Source organism: Bacillus sp. FJAT-52991, assembly GCF_037201805.1.
Classification (GTDB): Bacteria; Bacillota; Bacilli; order Bacillales; family Domibacillaceae; genus Bacillus_CE; species Bacillus_CE kandeliae.
The window spans coordinates 2,236,814-2,252,551 of record NZ_CP147404.1; the positions used below are offsets into that span (position 1 = coordinate 2,236,814).

Sequence of the window (15,738 nt, forward strand, 5' to 3'; positions counted from 1 at the left end):
CTCCTCTATTTATAAGTCTGTGTATTTTTTCTTTGAATTAAAAGCTTTTTCAACAGAATACTTTTGGCTGTTCTTTTCTAGTTTGTTCTCAATGATATCTTCTATATTCAAATCAAGCTTTTCAGCAAGCAAGATAGAGTAAATTAGTACATCCGCCAACTCATCTTTTATATTTTCACTATTTTCTTCTATGGCTTCTTCATTTGTTTTCCATTGAAAGTTCTCCAATAGCTCACTAGCTTCTAAAGACAGCGATATGGCCAAATCTTTAGGGTTATGAAACTGTTCCCAATTTCTTTCATTTCTAAATTTTAAGACCTTCTGAATCAAATCTTTATTCATAGCAACCACCTTACTCTACTATCTGGACATTCTAATTATTCAAACTCCATTAATTCAACATCCATTGTTCTCTTAGGATATTCTGGCTTTCCTTTAGAGGTTTTCTTAAAGCAATATAGAGGGACGTTCTCTATCATTTGCAAAACTTCTTTATCCCTTCTTTTAAATCCTCCATCTGCTCCCCAAGCTAAGACAACTTTTTCTGATTCTTTAACTGCTTCTTTTATGTAATAGTCATTTAGATGACCGACAGGATCAATTCCTTGATCTCGTACTTGATCTTTTAACTTACTTATACTTTCAGACCGAAGAGCAAATAGATTCACTAATTCCATTTCTCCAAAATTATGCTTCACCGCGTAATTAAAACAAAAATTGGCTGTAGGACCTAACTGAATATCATCTCTCACATTTGGATTAAACATGATGAAAGTTATTTTACGATCCCTTCCAACGATCTTACGGGATAAAGAATATCGATACTTACCACAATCACTAAAAACAGCTTTCGTTTCAATAGTATGGGACGATATCTGTACTGAATTCTTCATTTCCTCTCTCCTTTTAAAGAAGAGAATTTAAAAATCCTCTCCTTCATCAAATTTGACTCTCTTTACTTTTCCTTGATGCATAATTACTTTCACTTCTCCATGCTGCGGCTTTTACCTTACCATCACAGATCACTACGGCTTTATTATTCATATCAATTATATCCAATTCTAGTAACATTGTACTAGTATTTATTTCTAATTCTTTTAATCTAACAAAAATCCCTCCCAATTTTTTGAATAAAGATGTTCTGTTTCCTTAAAGTAGGTTTCACCTTCCTCATGTGCTTCATAAAAATAAAAAAGAGGGCACTAAACAGCTCACGACTTTTCGTGTCCGTCCAGTGTCCTCCAGTTAGCTGGTAGAACTAAAAAATTATAAATTTATAATTGTCAATCGACACTTTAGTTTCTACAAATCCTATATCTTTTCGCATTGCTAAAACGCACTTAGCAAAAGCCTGTTGTTCATCCTCTCCGGTCTTTCCTTCAATTTTTAATTGCATATAATTTGAGAGTTCTTCCAATACATCATCACTTGCCCATAACCACGCTGTATCGTAAGCTTTCAAAAACTTTTCCTGATATTCTTCTTGTTTCTCTTTAGGAACTCTTTGACCAATAAAAATTGACATCGAATCAACTAAATCGTTGTATACATTCCTTTTTTTTATTAGGAGTTCTTCACGATTTTTAAAATCGAATTCAACTTCTTTTTTTAATTTTTCTACTTCTTTTGTTATTAATCCATTTTGGTCTGCTAGCTTTTTATCAAAATGACCTTTAAATAGTACACCTAAAAGAGTAAATAAACCTGCATTACCTAAAACAATCAACAAAATGTCTTTTGTACTCAAAACTCTTCCCCTTCCTCCCGTCTCATCCGCTTCACTTTCCCCTGGTGCGTAACAATCTTATATTCCCCATGCGGTGGCAATTCTCTGAGTTTCACCTTGCCATCACAGATCACCACCACACAGCTGTTTGGTAATTCCATTATATCTAATTCCATCTTCATTGTGGCTGGATCAATCATAATTTCTTTCATGGTAGAGAAGCCCCCGATCTGTTAAAATAGATTTGCTGATACTATTCAAAGGCCGGGAGCTTCCTGGCTTTTTTATTTTCTTCTCTTCAATTCTTCCTGGACTAAATCCAAGATATATTTCTGATGGTCCACATAAGCAGCTACTGGATCGCCGCCGGCTACATGAGAGCCTATCCGCCGCTCCGCATCTTTTGCTAACAAATGTAGCCCCGCGACCGACAAACTCTTAATCTGCGATTCTATTAAAAGGCCCAATTGGATACCTCCTCATTTAATGGCCATAACCACATAGTTTTCTTGCTGAGCATAATCAGTGATGTAAGTGACTTTCCTTTCTAAACTTCTCCCTGTATATCCATGGGATGGATCGAATTCGCGTAGAGACAATATATCTCCAACTTTGAAATTTCGGTCATACTTACGGATTTCGAATGTTTTCGTTTTGTTGCGAACAGCCTCGAAATACTCTGGTTCAATTTTTAATTGGTGTTTCATCTTTTTCGCTCCTTTCGCTACCAATATCCCTTTTCCAATGTGTTCACAACACCCTGTACATCGCGATCTAATATCAGCCGCATGATCTGTTCATCAGTTATCCCTGCCATTACCACCTTCGCCTGATTCATTTTCTCGGCGTTCTGTTCTCTTACCGCCCAGCCCCAGCCGAATCCATACCATGTTGCAAGCAATGTCTCACGGTCCATTGACTTCAATACCGAACGCAAATCTCGTCTAATAGCCACCTTTTCTTGTTTTGATACACTTGTGCCAGCAGGCATTAAGGTTACCTCCTTCTCATTTTCAACGGACTACGCAATACTGGCTTTACTTTTCAGTTGTTCGGCGGCCATCTTTAATCCGACTAAATATCCTTTGATGCGCATAGGAACTTCATCACCAGCTTCATACATCCATTCCCAGTAGTCATATTCGAGATTTTGAATAAAATCATGATGACTATGGATAATCTCTTCCCATTCTCGTTTTGAATCACAATTGCGTGTTTCCTCAAACAAAATTCTCATTTCATCATGGTCGTATTCAATTTCATCCACCTTCAAATCATTCAACCATTCCCGCATACGCTTGATCGCAACGTCTGCTTCAAAGTTACGACGTTCTCCGTTATAGGCTCGCAATTTCTCTTCAAAGTATTCAAGATTGTATTTACATTGATTAAACAAATCAGCTTTTTCTGTAAACCAAAAGACAGCTTCTCCAATGTCTCCTGATACATACATTTTGTTTCCATCAAAAACATAACGACAATAATACATTCCTGTACCTGGCTTTTCCCAATCCAACACTTTTAAATCACTGTGATCTTGATAATCAGCTACGTGATCAGGAAACCAATATTTCTTGATATGTTCTTCAAGGTTTTCCATCATTCATCCTCCAATTCGATCGCTTCCATATAGCACTTACACTTAGGACACAATTTTTTAGGTATGACCGCCAAGTGTAGCTCGGACACTTGGCAATCCTTGCAACAGTATTCAATCATTATGGGTTCCTTGCAAATAATCATCTATTGATGTCTGCCCTTCTAGTGGTTCATTTGCATGATCTTTTATCTTTGTTTCGCAAACAGGACCGATTCCTTTTGCGATGCTTTCTTTGCTTTTGAGCGGCCGGTTACATACTGGACAAATCATGCTTCATATCACCTTGCTTTCTCGCTGCGGAAACTCCATCAGCACCGCTACGCCATAGCCATGTTTTTTGACCTCGCTAGCACGCTTCCAGCCGCGACTTTCATGCGCCTCAATGTTTTGATCTAATTTATGTTCGTTCAGCGCATAGACTAATTTTCGAAGCGTCCTTGGTGTCTGTGCTTTCCATCCCTTAGCCATCACCCCGCGTCCTTTCCGTAGAGACGTTTAGCTTCTGCAAATCTCCTCTGGAACTCAGCCTTTTCCTTATCCCGAATTTCTTTCGGCTTTGGTCCACACTTAGGACACGGTTGCACAAACATCAAAGAGCCACTGCTGCCTTTATCAACATACGTGCCGTTGCATAAGTTACACATTATCGCTTCAACCTCCAGTCAATTCCTTCTGCATCTTGTAAATAATCACCACATTGGCCGATCAGACGACTAGCAGCTGCGTAGCCTATCTTGTTAGCAAGCGTTCCTCGATCCTCATTACTGTTGAAAACAATAGGTTTTTGCTTTCGGTAACGCTCGTTAATGATCGTGTAGTACATTCGCTCACGAGGCTCTGTCCAGTTCACTTTTCCGATATCGTCCCAGATGAGCACATCAGCAGTAAGAGCACCTTTTAACAGCTGATTGTAGGTTTCTCCACCATCATCCATTTTCTTGGCTTGCATCAGTTCTTCCATGAAGGAAACATCTGAAACAACTAGAACGTTGAAACCTTCTTTGATCAACTGTTTAGCTAGAGCGATTTGCAAATGAGTTTTGCCGATTCCATAGTTGTTATGCTTTTGTTTGAAGACCGACCTTTCAGAAGCAGGCATTTCTTTCAGCCTTTGTTCTCCGAAGACAGCAATCAACCCAAAATTATCAGCTGGAATGATCTTCTTTTTCTCATCACCTTGTTTGACAACCTTAAAAAGTGATCGATATTCCTTTGTTAATACCAACATGTCTCGTTGAACGGATGAGACAGTTTCATAGTTTTCAAAATTCGCTTGAGTGAATTCATCTGGGATCATAGACTGCTTAAAGCGTCGTTTCCAAGCTTTCCTTTCTCTGCATTCACAAGGAGAAGCATAGTCGTATCCATCGTCATCTCTTCGAAAAATCAACTCGGCATCCTTGCAAATAGAACACTCGTATTCAACCTCCCCAAGCTCGTCTAGCTTCTTCGAGTTCTCTGTAGACTTGGTCCGCTGACTTGCCTTTGCCTGTAGATCGGCCATAACTTCCGCGATGCTGGTAAACCTTTTGGCCATTGGTAGCAGCCTCCTTTTCAGCAAAATGTTTATCTAAAATTTTCGGTAAGCAGTAGCTAAAGCTATTAATCTTGTCTCTAGGATGTTTAGGGGCATAGTTTTCAAAGCATAATCGGGTCCATTCCAACGCTTTGTCTATATCAACTCCATAGCTTAGGAGCTCTTGGATGCTTTTTTGATCTTTTGCATTTACATCAAAGCCACCTATGCCTGCTAATTGCATGTAATAGTCACGGAGACGTTCATAATCGCTTTTGCTTTTAGAAGAATTACCTGGTATTTGTCCCACACTCCCATTGGGCAGCTGAACGATTTCGGTTGTAGGCACCCCGCCAGTTGGTTCTTCACGCGTGCTATTAGCAGCAGAAGTATTTATATCTTGTTTTATATCAAGTTCTATATCTTTATTAGAGTGACCATTTTCGGCACCCCCCCTACCAAATATGGCACCCCTGTATTCATTTTTGGCACCCGTGTCATATTTAGCACCCGTGCTATTTTCGGCACTCTTTTTAAATTTCTTAGAGTTCTTTACTTTGATAATGTGGCCATATGGTGTTCGAGTCATCAAGATGTATCCTTCTTGCTCAAGCTTTTCAAAATTACGCTTCACAGTGGATTTACTTCCACCTAACTCTTTGGCTACATCGTTATAAGAAACTGGCTTTCCACCAAGAACTATGCCCAAAAGTTCACCGTCCTCTATTACTTCTTTTGTTGTTGTACTGATACACCATAGAAACTCCCATAATGCTGGGCCTACCTTCTTGCGGTGTTCTTCTGTTAATAGCCCAGAAAAGACAGGAAAGTAAAAACTATCGGGCATCGTATCACCTACTTCCTCTCACAAACAGCGAAGCTGTTTTTCACTTCTCTAATCACGTAGTCTGGATATCCTTTGTTGATGTAATTCAAAACCTTTTGCTCCAAATGCTTTTGGTTCAGCGCGTCCTTCCAAAACTTTTTTGGAAGGAGCACATTTGTTTTAAAATCAAGCATTACCCTTCAAATCCAAAGTCTTGCTGAATGTCTGACTTTTCATCCTTAGAAGAAGATTCTTCCGGAGGAACATAATCAATGATGTCTTCTTCATTGCTCTTATCCTCTTCTTCTGGAGTAATATCTTTGATCTCTCTTTCATCCTCAGCAAATGCAGTTTGCATTTCGATAGAGAGAATCCCCCACTTGCCAAGCATATTACGCAAGACTGTTTTCATAGCCATAGCATCGTAATCTGATCTCCAGACGTTATTAAGCGATTTTTTATCTTTAGCCTTGTTATGTTTAATGCGGTGAGCTTCAACCTCATCTCGTGTCCAATAAACCGTCTTTTCAAATCCGTTGATTAGTTTGAAATATCCACAATAGCCGATCACTTTATCACTAGATGCAGCATTTAAATCCAGTTCTATTTCTTCTGTAAGCCGATTCCATTTTATTAATTCGCCTTCCTGAACAGGAATAACATTAATCGCTTTATATTGACCTGTTCTAAGAGCTAACTGAATGTATCCTTTGTATCCCAGTTGGAATTGAGCTACCTTGCAGCCTTTTTTGCTATCGTAAAACGGAACAATCCACGCATATCCAAGGTTTTTATCGATCGGTAGATCAAGAGCTGCGGCGACCATAGAACTAGAAACGATAGACATAGGCTCTGCTGCTTGCAAATTCGGATCTCCGTTATAAAGATTCAATAGGGACGCCATGAATTGCGGAGCTTTTTTATCTAACACCTGTTCAAATTTCTTTTTCATCGTAGGTGTGCCCAGCAACGATTTAAGCCCTAAGGATTGAGCAGATACTTGATTAGTAGCCTCTTTTTTGTTAGCTAATTGGTTTTTCAAAGCTGAATTTGTAGCCATTAGTTATCAAACTCCTTCACTGCAAATTTACGAAAACTTGTTTCTTTCAAAACTTCACGGTATATATCTGGAAACTTTTGTTTTAGCGCTGTCGTATCAACACTTGTTCTTGATTGATTTTTCCAAGAGACCTGAAATCTATCGATAATGCCTGTTTCAGCATCTTTCAATTCAGCTTTCACTTTGTTTTCAATTTCTGTTTTGGCTGCTTTAATTAACTTTTCATCAGCCTTGATTTTCTCGTATTGAGATAGTAAGTCTTTATAGTCAGATGAAAGGATAATTTCCTTATCTTTTTCTGCACGATCGTATTTTTCTTTCAAGTACTTTTCGGCAGCGCTTGATCCATCTAAAACTGGAGGATTACCTTGTAAAACGTGATATTTCCAGAAGTGTTTCTCCGCTTCAAAAATCATGTTGATCAGTTCTTCATCACGTTCAACTTCCTTCCAGACAAAACGATTCCCGCCGATCAACACGGCGATATAACCTTTTTCCTTTCCGGTGACACCCATATAATGTTGGACCTGAACTAAATAAGTGTCTGGGACTTCATCCGCTTCCCACTCTTTAGCTAAATAAGCGCTGGCTGTCTTACATTCAAGTACAGCCGATTCACCTACAACTAAACGGTCTACATTTGCTTTGATAAATGGATATTCAGGGTGACTGTACATAAAATTGCTACGGCGAACCTTCTTATCTGTACGCTTTTCAAATTCTTTAGCGACCACATTCTCCATTTCGTTTCCCCAGTAGATAGCCTCATTGTCAATTTCTTGAGGAGTAACTTGCCCTGTTTTCTCCAACCATAATTCGAAAGCTGTCCGATATTTATTTAGGCCCAGAATAATTCCAGCATCACTGCCACCAATACCCTTTGTTCGTTCCTCTAGCCATTCAGCTCGACTCATTTCACGAGTAGAAATAGCGTTCAAATTCATTGCCAACCTTCTCACTCCTTGATTAAATTTTCAAAGTTCAGTACAATGTAAGAAATTAATTTGTTTTGTAAAGGCTCGCTCTGCCAAGCGAGTCTTTTTCATTCTGCTGTCACTTCGTCAGCATCAAGATGAACGATGGCATAATGACCAAGGTTTTCAGAAAGAACGACATCACCATTCTTGAAAACAAAATAAATGTCATTGTCTAAGATCTCATCACCAAACATATCCTCAATTGGCGTGTCTGCTACTTGTTCCTCTAGATATGCTGGATAACCTGTACGTTCAATCTGTTCAATCATTGGATGATCTCTCATGTTTTTCACCTTCTTTCTGATGGATGATGTCCATCAAGCCAAGCAGGAACGCTATAGGAGAGGGGGAACCCACTTTCCTGCCCAGCTTGATAGGCACCGAAGTGCCCACCAAGAAAAATTGTGGTATAATGTTCTCAGATTAAGTTCAACTTGCGGTGAGCTAATGCCAGTTAGCTTACCGCTTTTACTTTTAGTTCGAAGTAACGCTTTTTAGCTTCGAAATCCAATGCTAGAAGCAAAACAGGATTACTCTTCATTTCCTTACATAGCTTCCTAACTTCAGACACTTTCATCAATCTGCTTGCGGATAAAGTAAAATTCACGCTTGATTACCTCCCATCGCTTGTTCTAGCGGCCTTGCCACCTTTTCAACTGGAATGCCTTTCGCATGTAACTGACGAACTGCTCTCACAAGATTTCGATGATTTTCCTTTATTTCTTCAATTCTCTCAAGCTCTCGAATCGAGTTTAATAGATCAACAGTTGTCAGCTTCGCTTCTCTGTAATCGCATTTAATTACTGACTCCTCAATTCGGGATATACAACTCCACACACATTTGCGTTCACTGATTTCTTGCTCTTTAATCTGGCTCATGCCAGCCACCCCTTGGACTTCCACTTTGGTATCAGACGTTTAATACGTTGCATAATCGAAATGTTGTATTCTTTCTCAAGCATCATTATGAGATTGTCGATGAATGCTCTTGCCTCAACTAGCTCGTCCATCATGCTTTCGATACTTTCTTTTTCTTCCGCAGTGGTAACTGCCGGAGGTTTAGCCAGACAAACCTCCTCGATCTTCTGCAAGGCTTCCTTGATCTCCCTTTCTGCATTTGCCTCTACAGCAAGCCTGTGACGTTCGATGGCTTTTCCACGAAACACTGGCGATGTGTAGCCTCCACTAAACTCATGAAGCAAATCTCCAACAAACTCTGGGTTATCGTTGTATATTTGAATGGCCTGTTTTCCGACGTCTTGCTGCATCGGCCGCCTGTCATGTTTATAATGACTGACCAGCTGAGTAGAGACATTTAGATCAAACGCCATTTGTCCGTTCGTCATCCCCTCCTCCTCTAACAAATTTGTTACTGCCCTTCCAACGTCTGCTGATTTTTTTATCAACATCAACGCCCCCTTTTTGTATTCATTTGTCAATTCCTTAATACATACAACCCTAGTAAACTAGGTTTATGAAACAACTTGCTGCTCTTGCTGACGTATCCAGTTGTCAATAGCCGCAGTTGTAAAGAAAATACGGCGACGAATTCGGAAATGTGGAATTTCTTTCTCTCGAACCATCGTATAAATTGTGTCAGTGTGTACCCCAAGATATTCAGCTGTTTCTTGGACAGTCATTGTTTGGCGATTCACTTAGCTCACCTCCTTATCTGATTTCCCTTCCTGTGGTAATATTTTCATAGGAAGGGAGGTGGAAAATATGGACTTTAAAAATATAGCTGCTCAATTAACAGTTGCCGCTGTTAAAAGAATGGATTTAGAAAGTCAAGATAGAGACGCTGTAATCAAAGAAGTATTTGCTACTTATAATGATTTTCTTAATCTGTTAGAGGAAAGAGATGCTCGTGTGCCAAACATTAGAGATTATTCCGATGACTAAATCTTATTAATTCCAACTCATTAGTGTATTTAGTTATCTCTAAATCTAGCTTTATGAATTCCGTAATGGCTTGGATGAGTTCGATAATTTGCCGATTATCCGAACTCTCTGAGTCGATTACTGACTGGGTATGCTTCACGAGTTTAATAAGCAATTCCCTTTTCTCGTGCCTTAAGCTCACCGTGTCTTCACTAGTTTGCTTTCGTTTCTGATTCAACGTGATCACCTCCTAGATGGCTTCTTTTTCTTTAAGCAACTTTTGGTTGCTATTAACTTCAAAAAAAAGAGTCCACGGGATATCAAGTATTTTGGCGATACATTTGGCAACTTCAACCGAAGGGCGTCTATCACCATTTTCAATCATCCCGTAATATTGACGAGTGATTTTCCCATAAGTCAAAGAAGCAACACGTTCATGAGACAAATCTTTACGACGTCTAGCCTCAATAAGGATTTTGGTTAATTCTTCTTTAGTCATATTCATACCACCTTTTTAGCAACTAAAGGTTGCATTTATTAATTATTATTATACGCAACTTTTAGTTGCTGTCAACCACTTTAGCAACTTTTAATTGCATAACTTTAAACGCAACTTATTGTTGCTGTATAATACTACTATAAAAGATATTTAGAAAGGAGACGCCTTATGTTTCCTAAGCGATTGAAGTCACTGAGATTATCTAAAAAGTTAACACAACAAAATATGGCGGATCTGCTTGGTATCACAAGACAAGGATACGGTAAATATGAAAGTGCTCAAAGTGAACCAGATAATGAAACGCTTCAAAAAATTGCAGATTATTTCGATGTTACTACCGATTATTTATTAGGTAGATCAGACAATCCTACTACTCAAACCGACGACGAAAAAGAAATGCTCGAATTCTTTGCTAATCCTGAATTGAATTTGTTCTTTAAAGAAATGAAGGAGTCTCCAGAGGAGCAATTAGAGGAGTTACGGGAGATCTGGGAGATCATTAAGAAGAGGAATAAAAAATAAATACACGCCGTAGCGTGCTATTTATTTTTATTTATCCACTGTTATAATTTTCTTAATTTGTATTAATGAACAAATGATGCAGTCAATATAACTAATTATAATTTTTCTGGAAAATTAATATCTCCGCACTTGTGACAATAGATAGCCTTCCAAGTTGCAGGACTCTCAAGAAAAATTGTTTCCTTACAACAGCTTGTGATGATTTCTTCCATATCATTAAGCTCTATTTGCGTTCTTGGATCAGTTTTTTTCATTGGTTTATAATTTATTTTCAAGGTAGAATTACTGGATCTTTTTTTCATCTTTCCAAAAGATTTATTTAATTCATCAATTACATGATTTTTTGTTAAATCCATAATAAATTGAACTTGATCTTTGGTGTATTGTGTATTGAAAGGTGCTGGTAATCCACAATGGGGGCAGTAAAATTTATCTCTTGTCTCCTCAGCCAGCTGGTCGTAAAAAATCTTAAACTCTCTCTCACAGAAAGGGCATTCTTTTCTCAATAGACCATTATTATCAAGCCGAATTGCAACTGAAATTTCCATAAAATCACCTCAAAGGAGTTTTCATTATGAATAAATCATATCAAGAACTTACCAAAATTTCACGTGAATTTAGAGATTTAGCCGGAGATTTACTAAGAGCAGATACTAATACATTTGATACAGCATTAAACTTCTTTAAATCATTTTGCGAAGAAACGAAAATCATTCAAACTATCTTGACGCCAATTTTAGAAAGTGAATTTGACACTCAAACTTGGTTTGATAATGCAGTAAATCAACAATACTCTATGGCTGGTAGTGGAGATGCTACCCTTCCCACAAAAAAAGTTGATGCATTAAAAGTCGTTTACGATATGCTTTGGAGTGAAGATGCTCAAAATACTTTTCTAGATTTCGGGTTTAATACTATGTATACAAAAAACTTCAACGAGCAATTACGGAAAGTAAATAATAATTTAACGAATCTTTTAATCCGCTATATTACTAGAGAATTAGAGGATGAAATTGAAATGATTAAACCTCAAAGCAATCAGGCCTGGAATCAATATAATACTTATAACGGACCTACAAACGTTGCTAATAACTCAAGCCATTTTACTCAGAATGTTAGCATAAATAATCCAACTCTTGCTGAGTATGTTGAACAATTACGTATTGTTATTGATCAATCGACTGAGCTTAATCCAGAAGAAAAACAAGATGCTCTTGAAACTGTTGAAATGCTTGAAGAAGAACTTGTTAAAGAGCAACCAAGCTTAACAAGGGTTCAAAAAGTCCTCACGCACCTTCCAACGGTTGATGCTTTTACTTCCATCGCCAGTAATATTGTTGGTACTTTAGCAGGTTCATAATTTATTAATGAAATATATTCTTTAAAAATTAACATCAGTTGATATAATCGTATTCAACTAAAGGAACTGCGGGAGATCATTAAGAAGAGGAATAAGAATAAATAACACGCTACGGCGTGTTTTTATTTTGCCTGTCTACTCTTGTTAATCAGCTTTGAAGTAAAGTTTAATTGAATAAACTTTACTTCAAAGCTTCACACATTTGAGAAACAAAAGTTTTGGATTCATCAAACAGTATAATGTTGTATACCATCATTACAAAACCACTCACTATGTACAAGAGCTTCATACATTGCGGACTTCCAATGATTTAAAGAGTATGCTTCAGCACTTTTTTGATATTCTATAAGTTGAATCCTTACCGCTTCTCCTCCCCCAATATTATACAAGTTTTTTAGAGTATAAGCCTGACTACTTAACTCCTCACTAGCTAACACGCTATATAAATCCGAAAGTTCAAATAAACCAAAATGATGTTCAACTTTTGAATATTTTTCATTTGTCCATCCCTCAGGCTTCCTCACAAAAAAACTAAAACCATATTCATTATAAGCACCTAGTTTAGCAAACATCCATTTCTGATCATTAACATCATCATAATATGGATGAAGCGTTTCTTTTCCTAAAACTGGTGCAATATCACCTTTTATTGAATTACAATCTCTACAACAAGGCAATAAATTTAATGGCGTTACAGCATATATAGGATACTTTGCTTTCGGTAAATAATGATCTAATGTCTTAGGCGGTCTAAAGCCACAAATAGGACACTTCCTAGTGCTATGCAAAATTTCATTATAATATTTTCTTCCCGGCTCTCCTTTTGGAACAAATTTCCTTTCGTATAACCAAGTCATTTCTTCTTTTGATATTTTGTCACTTACTGTCTCATGAACAGGAATAGTTGTTAACTCTCCCAGTTTAGCTTTACTGTCATACTCTTGAATCCTAAATGTGAAGTTCTCCATTTCTTCATACACTCGTGTTTTTAAGGAAATATTTCTAACATTGCTTGTACAGTCTTTTAGTATCTCTCTAAGGTCAATTGAAGGTTTGTCTAGTAGAATCAAAAGTTATCACCTTTTCTCAATAGTAAAGAACGCAAAATAGTTCGTCCTTCAAGTCCTAACTGCTCATTAAATATATTTAATATTTCTTCATAATCATCATATATGTCCACCAAATTTTTTAGATATTGATGAAACCCAGAAGATGTTACCTCAAGTCCAAATACTTCCCGAGTTAAAGTACTAATATTTTCTCCAAAGGTTTCGATATCAGGTCTGTAAAAAGAAACTAAATTATCAGTACGATTCATTACCCAAGTGCAATTCCTAGGAACTTCTTGAACTAAAACTGGTGAATGAGTTGCAATGAGAGCAACTGCATTTCTATATATCAACAAATCAGAAAGTGCTCTTGTAAAAGCCGAAAGTAGCGGGGGATGTAAATGTATTTCAGGCTCATCTAATATAACAAGGCTCCTCTCTTCTACAGTTTCAACTAATTTTGTAATAGTAAGAAGAACAATCTTATGACCCGAACTTAACTTTTCAAAGATAATATCAATCCTATCATGATACTGGGGTAGAATCAGATACTCAATTCCTAAACCATTAAATATTGGATCGCTTTCTAATGTTCGTATTGCTTGTCGCCACCGCTTTGTTTTTGCGCTATTACTCAGAAGTATTAATGCATCTTTAAATTCTTTTTGAAGATCCCTTAAGTTTTTTGGTACATGCATTACCTTTTTTTCATTTGTAGTATGATCTTTTGTAAATTCTTTTTTTAATAGACCTATATTATAATATTTAATTTTATCGCCTTTTCGAATGTCAAGAATATCATTTCCAGAATCAAAAGAACTGAAAGATATAGAAACCAAATTTGCAAATAAATCCTCATTAGAACCTTGTGCTAATTCTGATATGATTTCTCCATATTCGTTAGACCCTGTTCTTAAATAATTTATAATATTTTTTAATAAATTTGTTTTACCTACACCGTTTCTTCCAATTATAATATGTAAATTAGAAGGGGGAATAGATCTAGATTTTACTTCAACCTCAAACGATGTAGCAGATTCAGTATCAGGTAAAATAAAAGAGAAAAAATAATCTGTTAATTCTGCATTTCCATTTGCTAATCGACGGTATTGTCCTTTAACAGATGTAGTAGAAACAGAACGTAATAAAGACCTATGTGTAATATATTCACCCTTTACCTCTTCATATAATTCTTCATCAAATGCTATATCATTTAAGCCCCTTAATATTTGAAATCTTATATCTGCTCCTAACTCATTAAGTTTGCTATAATAAGTTACATCTTGACCAACTGAGAAAAAATTATTATCTAGCGTATCCCCAAAAACACTTGGAATGTCAGGTCTTATACTCCTACCTTCTGACCACTTTAATCCTTTTTGACCTATTTTTGTTGTTCCAATCCACTCCACTGATTTTTCATATGAATAATATACTCCAAAGAGAGTCTTATACTCCCACCAGTCGTTCCAATTATCTTTTACTAGGAATACAGTTGGTTCTTCAGCAGTAGTATATGGCGTTTCATCAGATTCAAGAACTATAAATTTAATATTCACACTTTCACCCTCGGTCTTGAAAATTATTAATATCCTTCAATATATTATTTAACTAGAACGATCAATTTATATGTTCTAATAAATTTATTACAACTATGGAATGTCAACACAAACAAGAAGCTCTCTTGACTAAATCTTCTAACTACTGATTTTCCTTCCTATGAACATTTTTCAGGGTTACCAGGATAATATACTTATTATACCAAGGCTCAACGAGGACTATTGTCGTTATTCGTCGAATGGTAGATATAGAATTTTCAACTAGTTTGTAGGATAATGGAAGAAAATGATTCTTTTACACGCAGTGGCGTGTCTTTCTATATTTACCGTACTATTTGTGTAACATGAATAAAATAAACAAAGGAGAGTATCAAAACAGTGAACAATGCACTTAAAGGTTGTCTGGGCTGTTTGGGCCTAATCATTTTGTTATCACTCATTATTGGTGGTTGTACTGCCTTTTGGGGTACTAATGAATACGAGAAAACCGAAGAACAAATAACTACTACTGAAACTTCAACTGATTCACCACAAGATACGGTAAAAGAAGCAGTTAAACCAGATACTGCTGAACAAAGTAAAGATGAAAAAGGAAGCTGGAAAGAAAAGATCCAGCAAGTTGCTGCTTCCAATAAAAGCGAAACTGAAAAATTTGATGAAGTAAGCTTGTATGCTCAAGATTATAATGCTAGTGACAGTGAGCGTACAGAGTTTGAGAATTATATTGTTAATGAATACAAAACTGGCAAGTATCTAGCAGATATAAAAAATGACGAGTATATGTTAACTAATATCTTTAAAGCTGAGGTTGTTGATACCTTTTACGATGTGAAAGAACAAGACAATACACCGATGGCCCTCTTTGCTTTTGATTTTTGGCAAAATACAAAGTATACGTATAGAGGCGTTGATGATGTGAATAGTCATGAAGTTAAAGCGAATGAGGAGCAGATGGATAAGGCTTTGGCAAAGATGGATTGAATAAAACGAAAAAATCCCACTGAAGAAACATGAATTTAGAGGACTTTTGCTTTGGTTACCTGGTATCAATGGATAAAGTATTTCTTTAATTACTCTTATCATTAATGATGATTTTAATAGACTCTATTGTGCTAAAGCACCTTTCCATATTAAAAAATCAGCCAGATTTTTTAAAGAAATTA

At 36.8% G+C, this 15,738-nt stretch carries 26 protein-coding genes and 1 pseudogene; 4 read left to right on the forward strand and 23 right to left on the reverse strand.

Annotated features, from left to right (window positions below):
• Nucleotides 1-9: 9 nt before the first annotated feature.
• The 19 genes and pseudogenes from WDJ61_RS11470 to WDJ61_RS11560 all read right to left on the reverse strand — a co-directional run bounded on the left by WDJ61_RS11470 (nt 10) and on the right by WDJ61_RS11560 (nt 9,360).
• Entirely contained in the window at nt 10-342 is a 333-nt protein-coding gene (locus WDJ61_RS11470; RefSeq protein WP_338749826.1) for a nucleotide pyrophosphohydrolase, read from the reverse strand.
• 35 nt (nt 343-377) lie between these two features.
• The gene (locus tag WDJ61_RS11475; protein ID WP_338749828.1) at nt 378-893 is read right to left on the reverse strand and encodes a DUF1643 domain-containing protein; all 516 of its coding nucleotides are present in this window, start codon (nt 891-893) and stop codon (nt 378-380) included.
• A 27-nt stretch (nt 894-920) separates the two neighbouring features.
• Nucleotides 921-1,071 (reverse strand): annotated as a pseudogene (locus WDJ61_RS19110) (XtrA/YqaO family protein).
• A gap of 187 nt (nt 1,072-1,258) precedes the next feature.
• Nucleotides 1,259-1,747 (reverse strand): hypothetical protein, encoded by a 489-nt coding sequence (locus WDJ61_RS11485; RefSeq protein WP_338749830.1) that lies wholly within the window; start codon nt 1,745-1,747, stop codon nt 1,259-1,261.
• Nucleotides 1,744-1,938, reverse strand: coding sequence for an XtrA/YqaO family protein (locus tag WDJ61_RS11490; protein ID WP_338749832.1), 195 nt, complete (start codon nt 1,936-1,938; stop codon nt 1,744-1,746). Before WDJ61_RS11490 ends, WDJ61_RS11485 begins: the two co-directional genes overlap by 4 nt.
• Nucleotides 1,939-2,010: 72 nt before the next feature.
• The gene (locus WDJ61_RS11495; protein ID WP_338749834.1) at nt 2,011-2,193 is read right to left on the reverse strand and encodes a hypothetical protein; all 183 of its coding nucleotides are present in this window, start codon (nt 2,191-2,193) and stop codon (nt 2,011-2,013) included.
• Between the two features lie 12 nt (nt 2,194-2,205).
• Nucleotides 2,206-2,433 carry a DUF3850 domain-containing protein gene (locus WDJ61_RS11500; RefSeq protein WP_338749836.1) on the reverse strand — a complete coding sequence of 76 codons (228 nt, stop codon included), beginning with the start codon at nt 2,431-2,433 and terminating at the stop codon, nt 2,206-2,208.
• Between the two features lie 17 nt (nt 2,434-2,450).
• On the reverse strand, nt 2,451-2,717 hold the full coding sequence (locus WDJ61_RS11505) for a hypothetical protein (protein WP_338749838.1): 267 nt from the start codon (nt 2,715-2,717) through the stop codon (nt 2,451-2,453).
• Nucleotides 2,718-2,747: 30 nt separating this feature from the next.
• On the reverse strand, nt 2,748-3,326 hold the full coding sequence (locus WDJ61_RS11510) for a hypothetical protein (RefSeq protein WP_338749840.1): 579 nt from the start codon (nt 3,324-3,326) through the stop codon (nt 2,748-2,750).
• Nucleotides 3,327-3,437: 111 nt separating this feature from the next.
• Nucleotides 3,438-3,596, reverse strand: coding sequence for a DUF6011 domain-containing protein (locus WDJ61_RS11515; protein ID WP_338749842.1), 159 nt, complete (start codon nt 3,594-3,596; stop codon nt 3,438-3,440).
• Between the two features lie 3 nt (nt 3,597-3,599).
• Nucleotides 3,600-3,794, reverse strand: a complete 195-nt coding sequence (locus tag WDJ61_RS11520) for a hypothetical protein (protein WP_338749844.1) — start codon at nt 3,792-3,794, stop codon at nt 3,600-3,602.
• 175 nt (nt 3,795-3,969) lie between these two features.
• Complete coding sequence (locus tag WDJ61_RS11525; protein WP_338749846.1) at nt 3,970-4,863, reverse strand: ATP-binding protein; 894 nt, start codon at nt 4,861-4,863, stop codon at nt 3,970-3,972.
• Nucleotides 4,748-5,689 (reverse strand): winged helix-turn-helix domain-containing protein, encoded by a 942-nt coding sequence (locus WDJ61_RS11530; protein ID WP_338749848.1) that lies wholly within the window; start codon nt 5,687-5,689, stop codon nt 4,748-4,750. Before WDJ61_RS11530 ends, WDJ61_RS11525 begins: the two co-directional genes overlap by 116 nt.
• A gap of 172 nt (nt 5,690-5,861) precedes the next feature.
• Nucleotides 5,862-6,728 (reverse strand): recombinase RecT, encoded by an 867-nt coding sequence (locus WDJ61_RS11535; RefSeq protein ID WP_338749850.1) that lies wholly within the window; start codon nt 6,726-6,728, stop codon nt 5,862-5,864.
• Nucleotides 6,728-7,672 (reverse strand): lambda-exonuclease family protein, encoded by a 945-nt coding sequence (locus WDJ61_RS11540; protein ID WP_338754777.1) that lies wholly within the window; start codon nt 7,670-7,672, stop codon nt 6,728-6,730. Before WDJ61_RS11540 ends, WDJ61_RS11535 begins: the two co-directional genes overlap by 1 nt.
• Nucleotides 7,673-7,770: 98 nt before the next feature.
• Nucleotides 7,771-7,989, reverse strand: a complete 219-nt coding sequence (locus WDJ61_RS11545) for a YqaI family protein (protein WP_338749852.1) — start codon at nt 7,987-7,989, stop codon at nt 7,771-7,773.
• 319 nt (nt 7,990-8,308) lie between these two features.
• A complete protein-coding gene (locus WDJ61_RS11550) occupies nt 8,309-8,584 on the reverse strand; it encodes a hypothetical protein (RefSeq protein ID WP_338749854.1) in 276 nt (91 codons plus the stop codon).
• A complete protein-coding gene (locus WDJ61_RS11555; RefSeq protein ID WP_338749856.1) occupies nt 8,581-9,114 on the reverse strand; it encodes an XRE family transcriptional regulator in 534 nt (177 codons plus the stop codon). Before WDJ61_RS11555 ends, WDJ61_RS11550 begins: the two co-directional genes overlap by 4 nt.
• Before the next feature lie 63 nt (nt 9,115-9,177).
• The gene (locus WDJ61_RS11560) at nt 9,178-9,360 is read right to left on the reverse strand and encodes a helix-turn-helix domain-containing protein (protein ID WP_338749858.1); all 183 of its coding nucleotides are present in this window, start codon (nt 9,358-9,360) and stop codon (nt 9,178-9,180) included.
• Between the two features lie 67 nt (nt 9,361-9,427).
• Here WDJ61_RS11560 and WDJ61_RS11565 point away from each other — a divergent pair, with 67 nt between their 5' ends.
• The gene (locus tag WDJ61_RS11565) at nt 9,428-9,607 is read left to right on the forward strand and encodes a hypothetical protein (protein WP_338749860.1); all 180 of its coding nucleotides are present in this window, start codon (nt 9,428-9,430) and stop codon (nt 9,605-9,607) included.
• Between the two features lie 229 nt (nt 9,608-9,836).
• Here the strand turns inward: WDJ61_RS11565 and WDJ61_RS11570 are convergent, their stop codons facing one another.
• Nucleotides 9,837-10,085 (reverse strand): helix-turn-helix transcriptional regulator, encoded by a 249-nt coding sequence (locus WDJ61_RS11570; protein ID WP_338749862.1) that lies wholly within the window; start codon nt 10,083-10,085, stop codon nt 9,837-9,839.
• A 168-nt stretch (nt 10,086-10,253) separates the two neighbouring features.
• Here WDJ61_RS11570 and WDJ61_RS11575 point away from each other — a divergent pair, with 168 nt between their 5' ends.
• Nucleotides 10,254-10,607 carry a helix-turn-helix transcriptional regulator gene (locus WDJ61_RS11575; protein ID WP_338749864.1) on the forward strand — a complete coding sequence of 118 codons (354 nt, stop codon included), beginning with the start codon at nt 10,254-10,256 and terminating at the stop codon, nt 10,605-10,607.
• Nucleotides 10,608-10,702: 95 nt separating this feature from the next.
• Here the strand turns inward: WDJ61_RS11575 and WDJ61_RS11580 are convergent, their stop codons facing one another.
• Nucleotides 10,703-11,155, reverse strand: a complete 453-nt coding sequence (locus WDJ61_RS11580; RefSeq protein ID WP_338749866.1) for a hypothetical protein — start codon at nt 11,153-11,155, stop codon at nt 10,703-10,705.
• A 26-nt stretch (nt 11,156-11,181) separates the two neighbouring features.
• Between WDJ61_RS11580 and WDJ61_RS11585 the strand changes: the two genes are divergently transcribed.
• Complete coding sequence (locus tag WDJ61_RS11585) at nt 11,182-11,967, forward strand: hypothetical protein (RefSeq protein WP_338749868.1); 786 nt, start codon at nt 11,182-11,184, stop codon at nt 11,965-11,967.
• A gap of 227 nt (nt 11,968-12,194) precedes the next feature.
• Here the strand turns inward: WDJ61_RS11585 and WDJ61_RS11590 are convergent, their stop codons facing one another.
• Nucleotides 12,195-13,037 (reverse strand): hypothetical protein, encoded by an 843-nt coding sequence (locus WDJ61_RS11590; protein WP_338749870.1) that lies wholly within the window; start codon nt 13,035-13,037, stop codon nt 12,195-12,197.
• Nucleotides 13,034-14,575 carry an AAA family ATPase gene (locus tag WDJ61_RS11595; protein ID WP_338749872.1) on the reverse strand — a complete coding sequence of 514 codons (1,542 nt, stop codon included), beginning with the start codon at nt 14,573-14,575 and terminating at the stop codon, nt 13,034-13,036. The genes WDJ61_RS11590 and WDJ61_RS11595 overlap by 4 nt, the downstream gene beginning before the upstream one ends.
• Nucleotides 14,576-14,953: 378 nt before the next feature.
• Here WDJ61_RS11595 and WDJ61_RS11600 point away from each other — a divergent pair, with 378 nt between their 5' ends.
• Complete coding sequence (locus tag WDJ61_RS11600; protein WP_338749874.1) at nt 14,954-15,556, forward strand: hypothetical protein; 603 nt, start codon at nt 14,954-14,956, stop codon at nt 15,554-15,556.
• Nucleotides 15,557-15,738 lie beyond the last annotated feature (182 nt).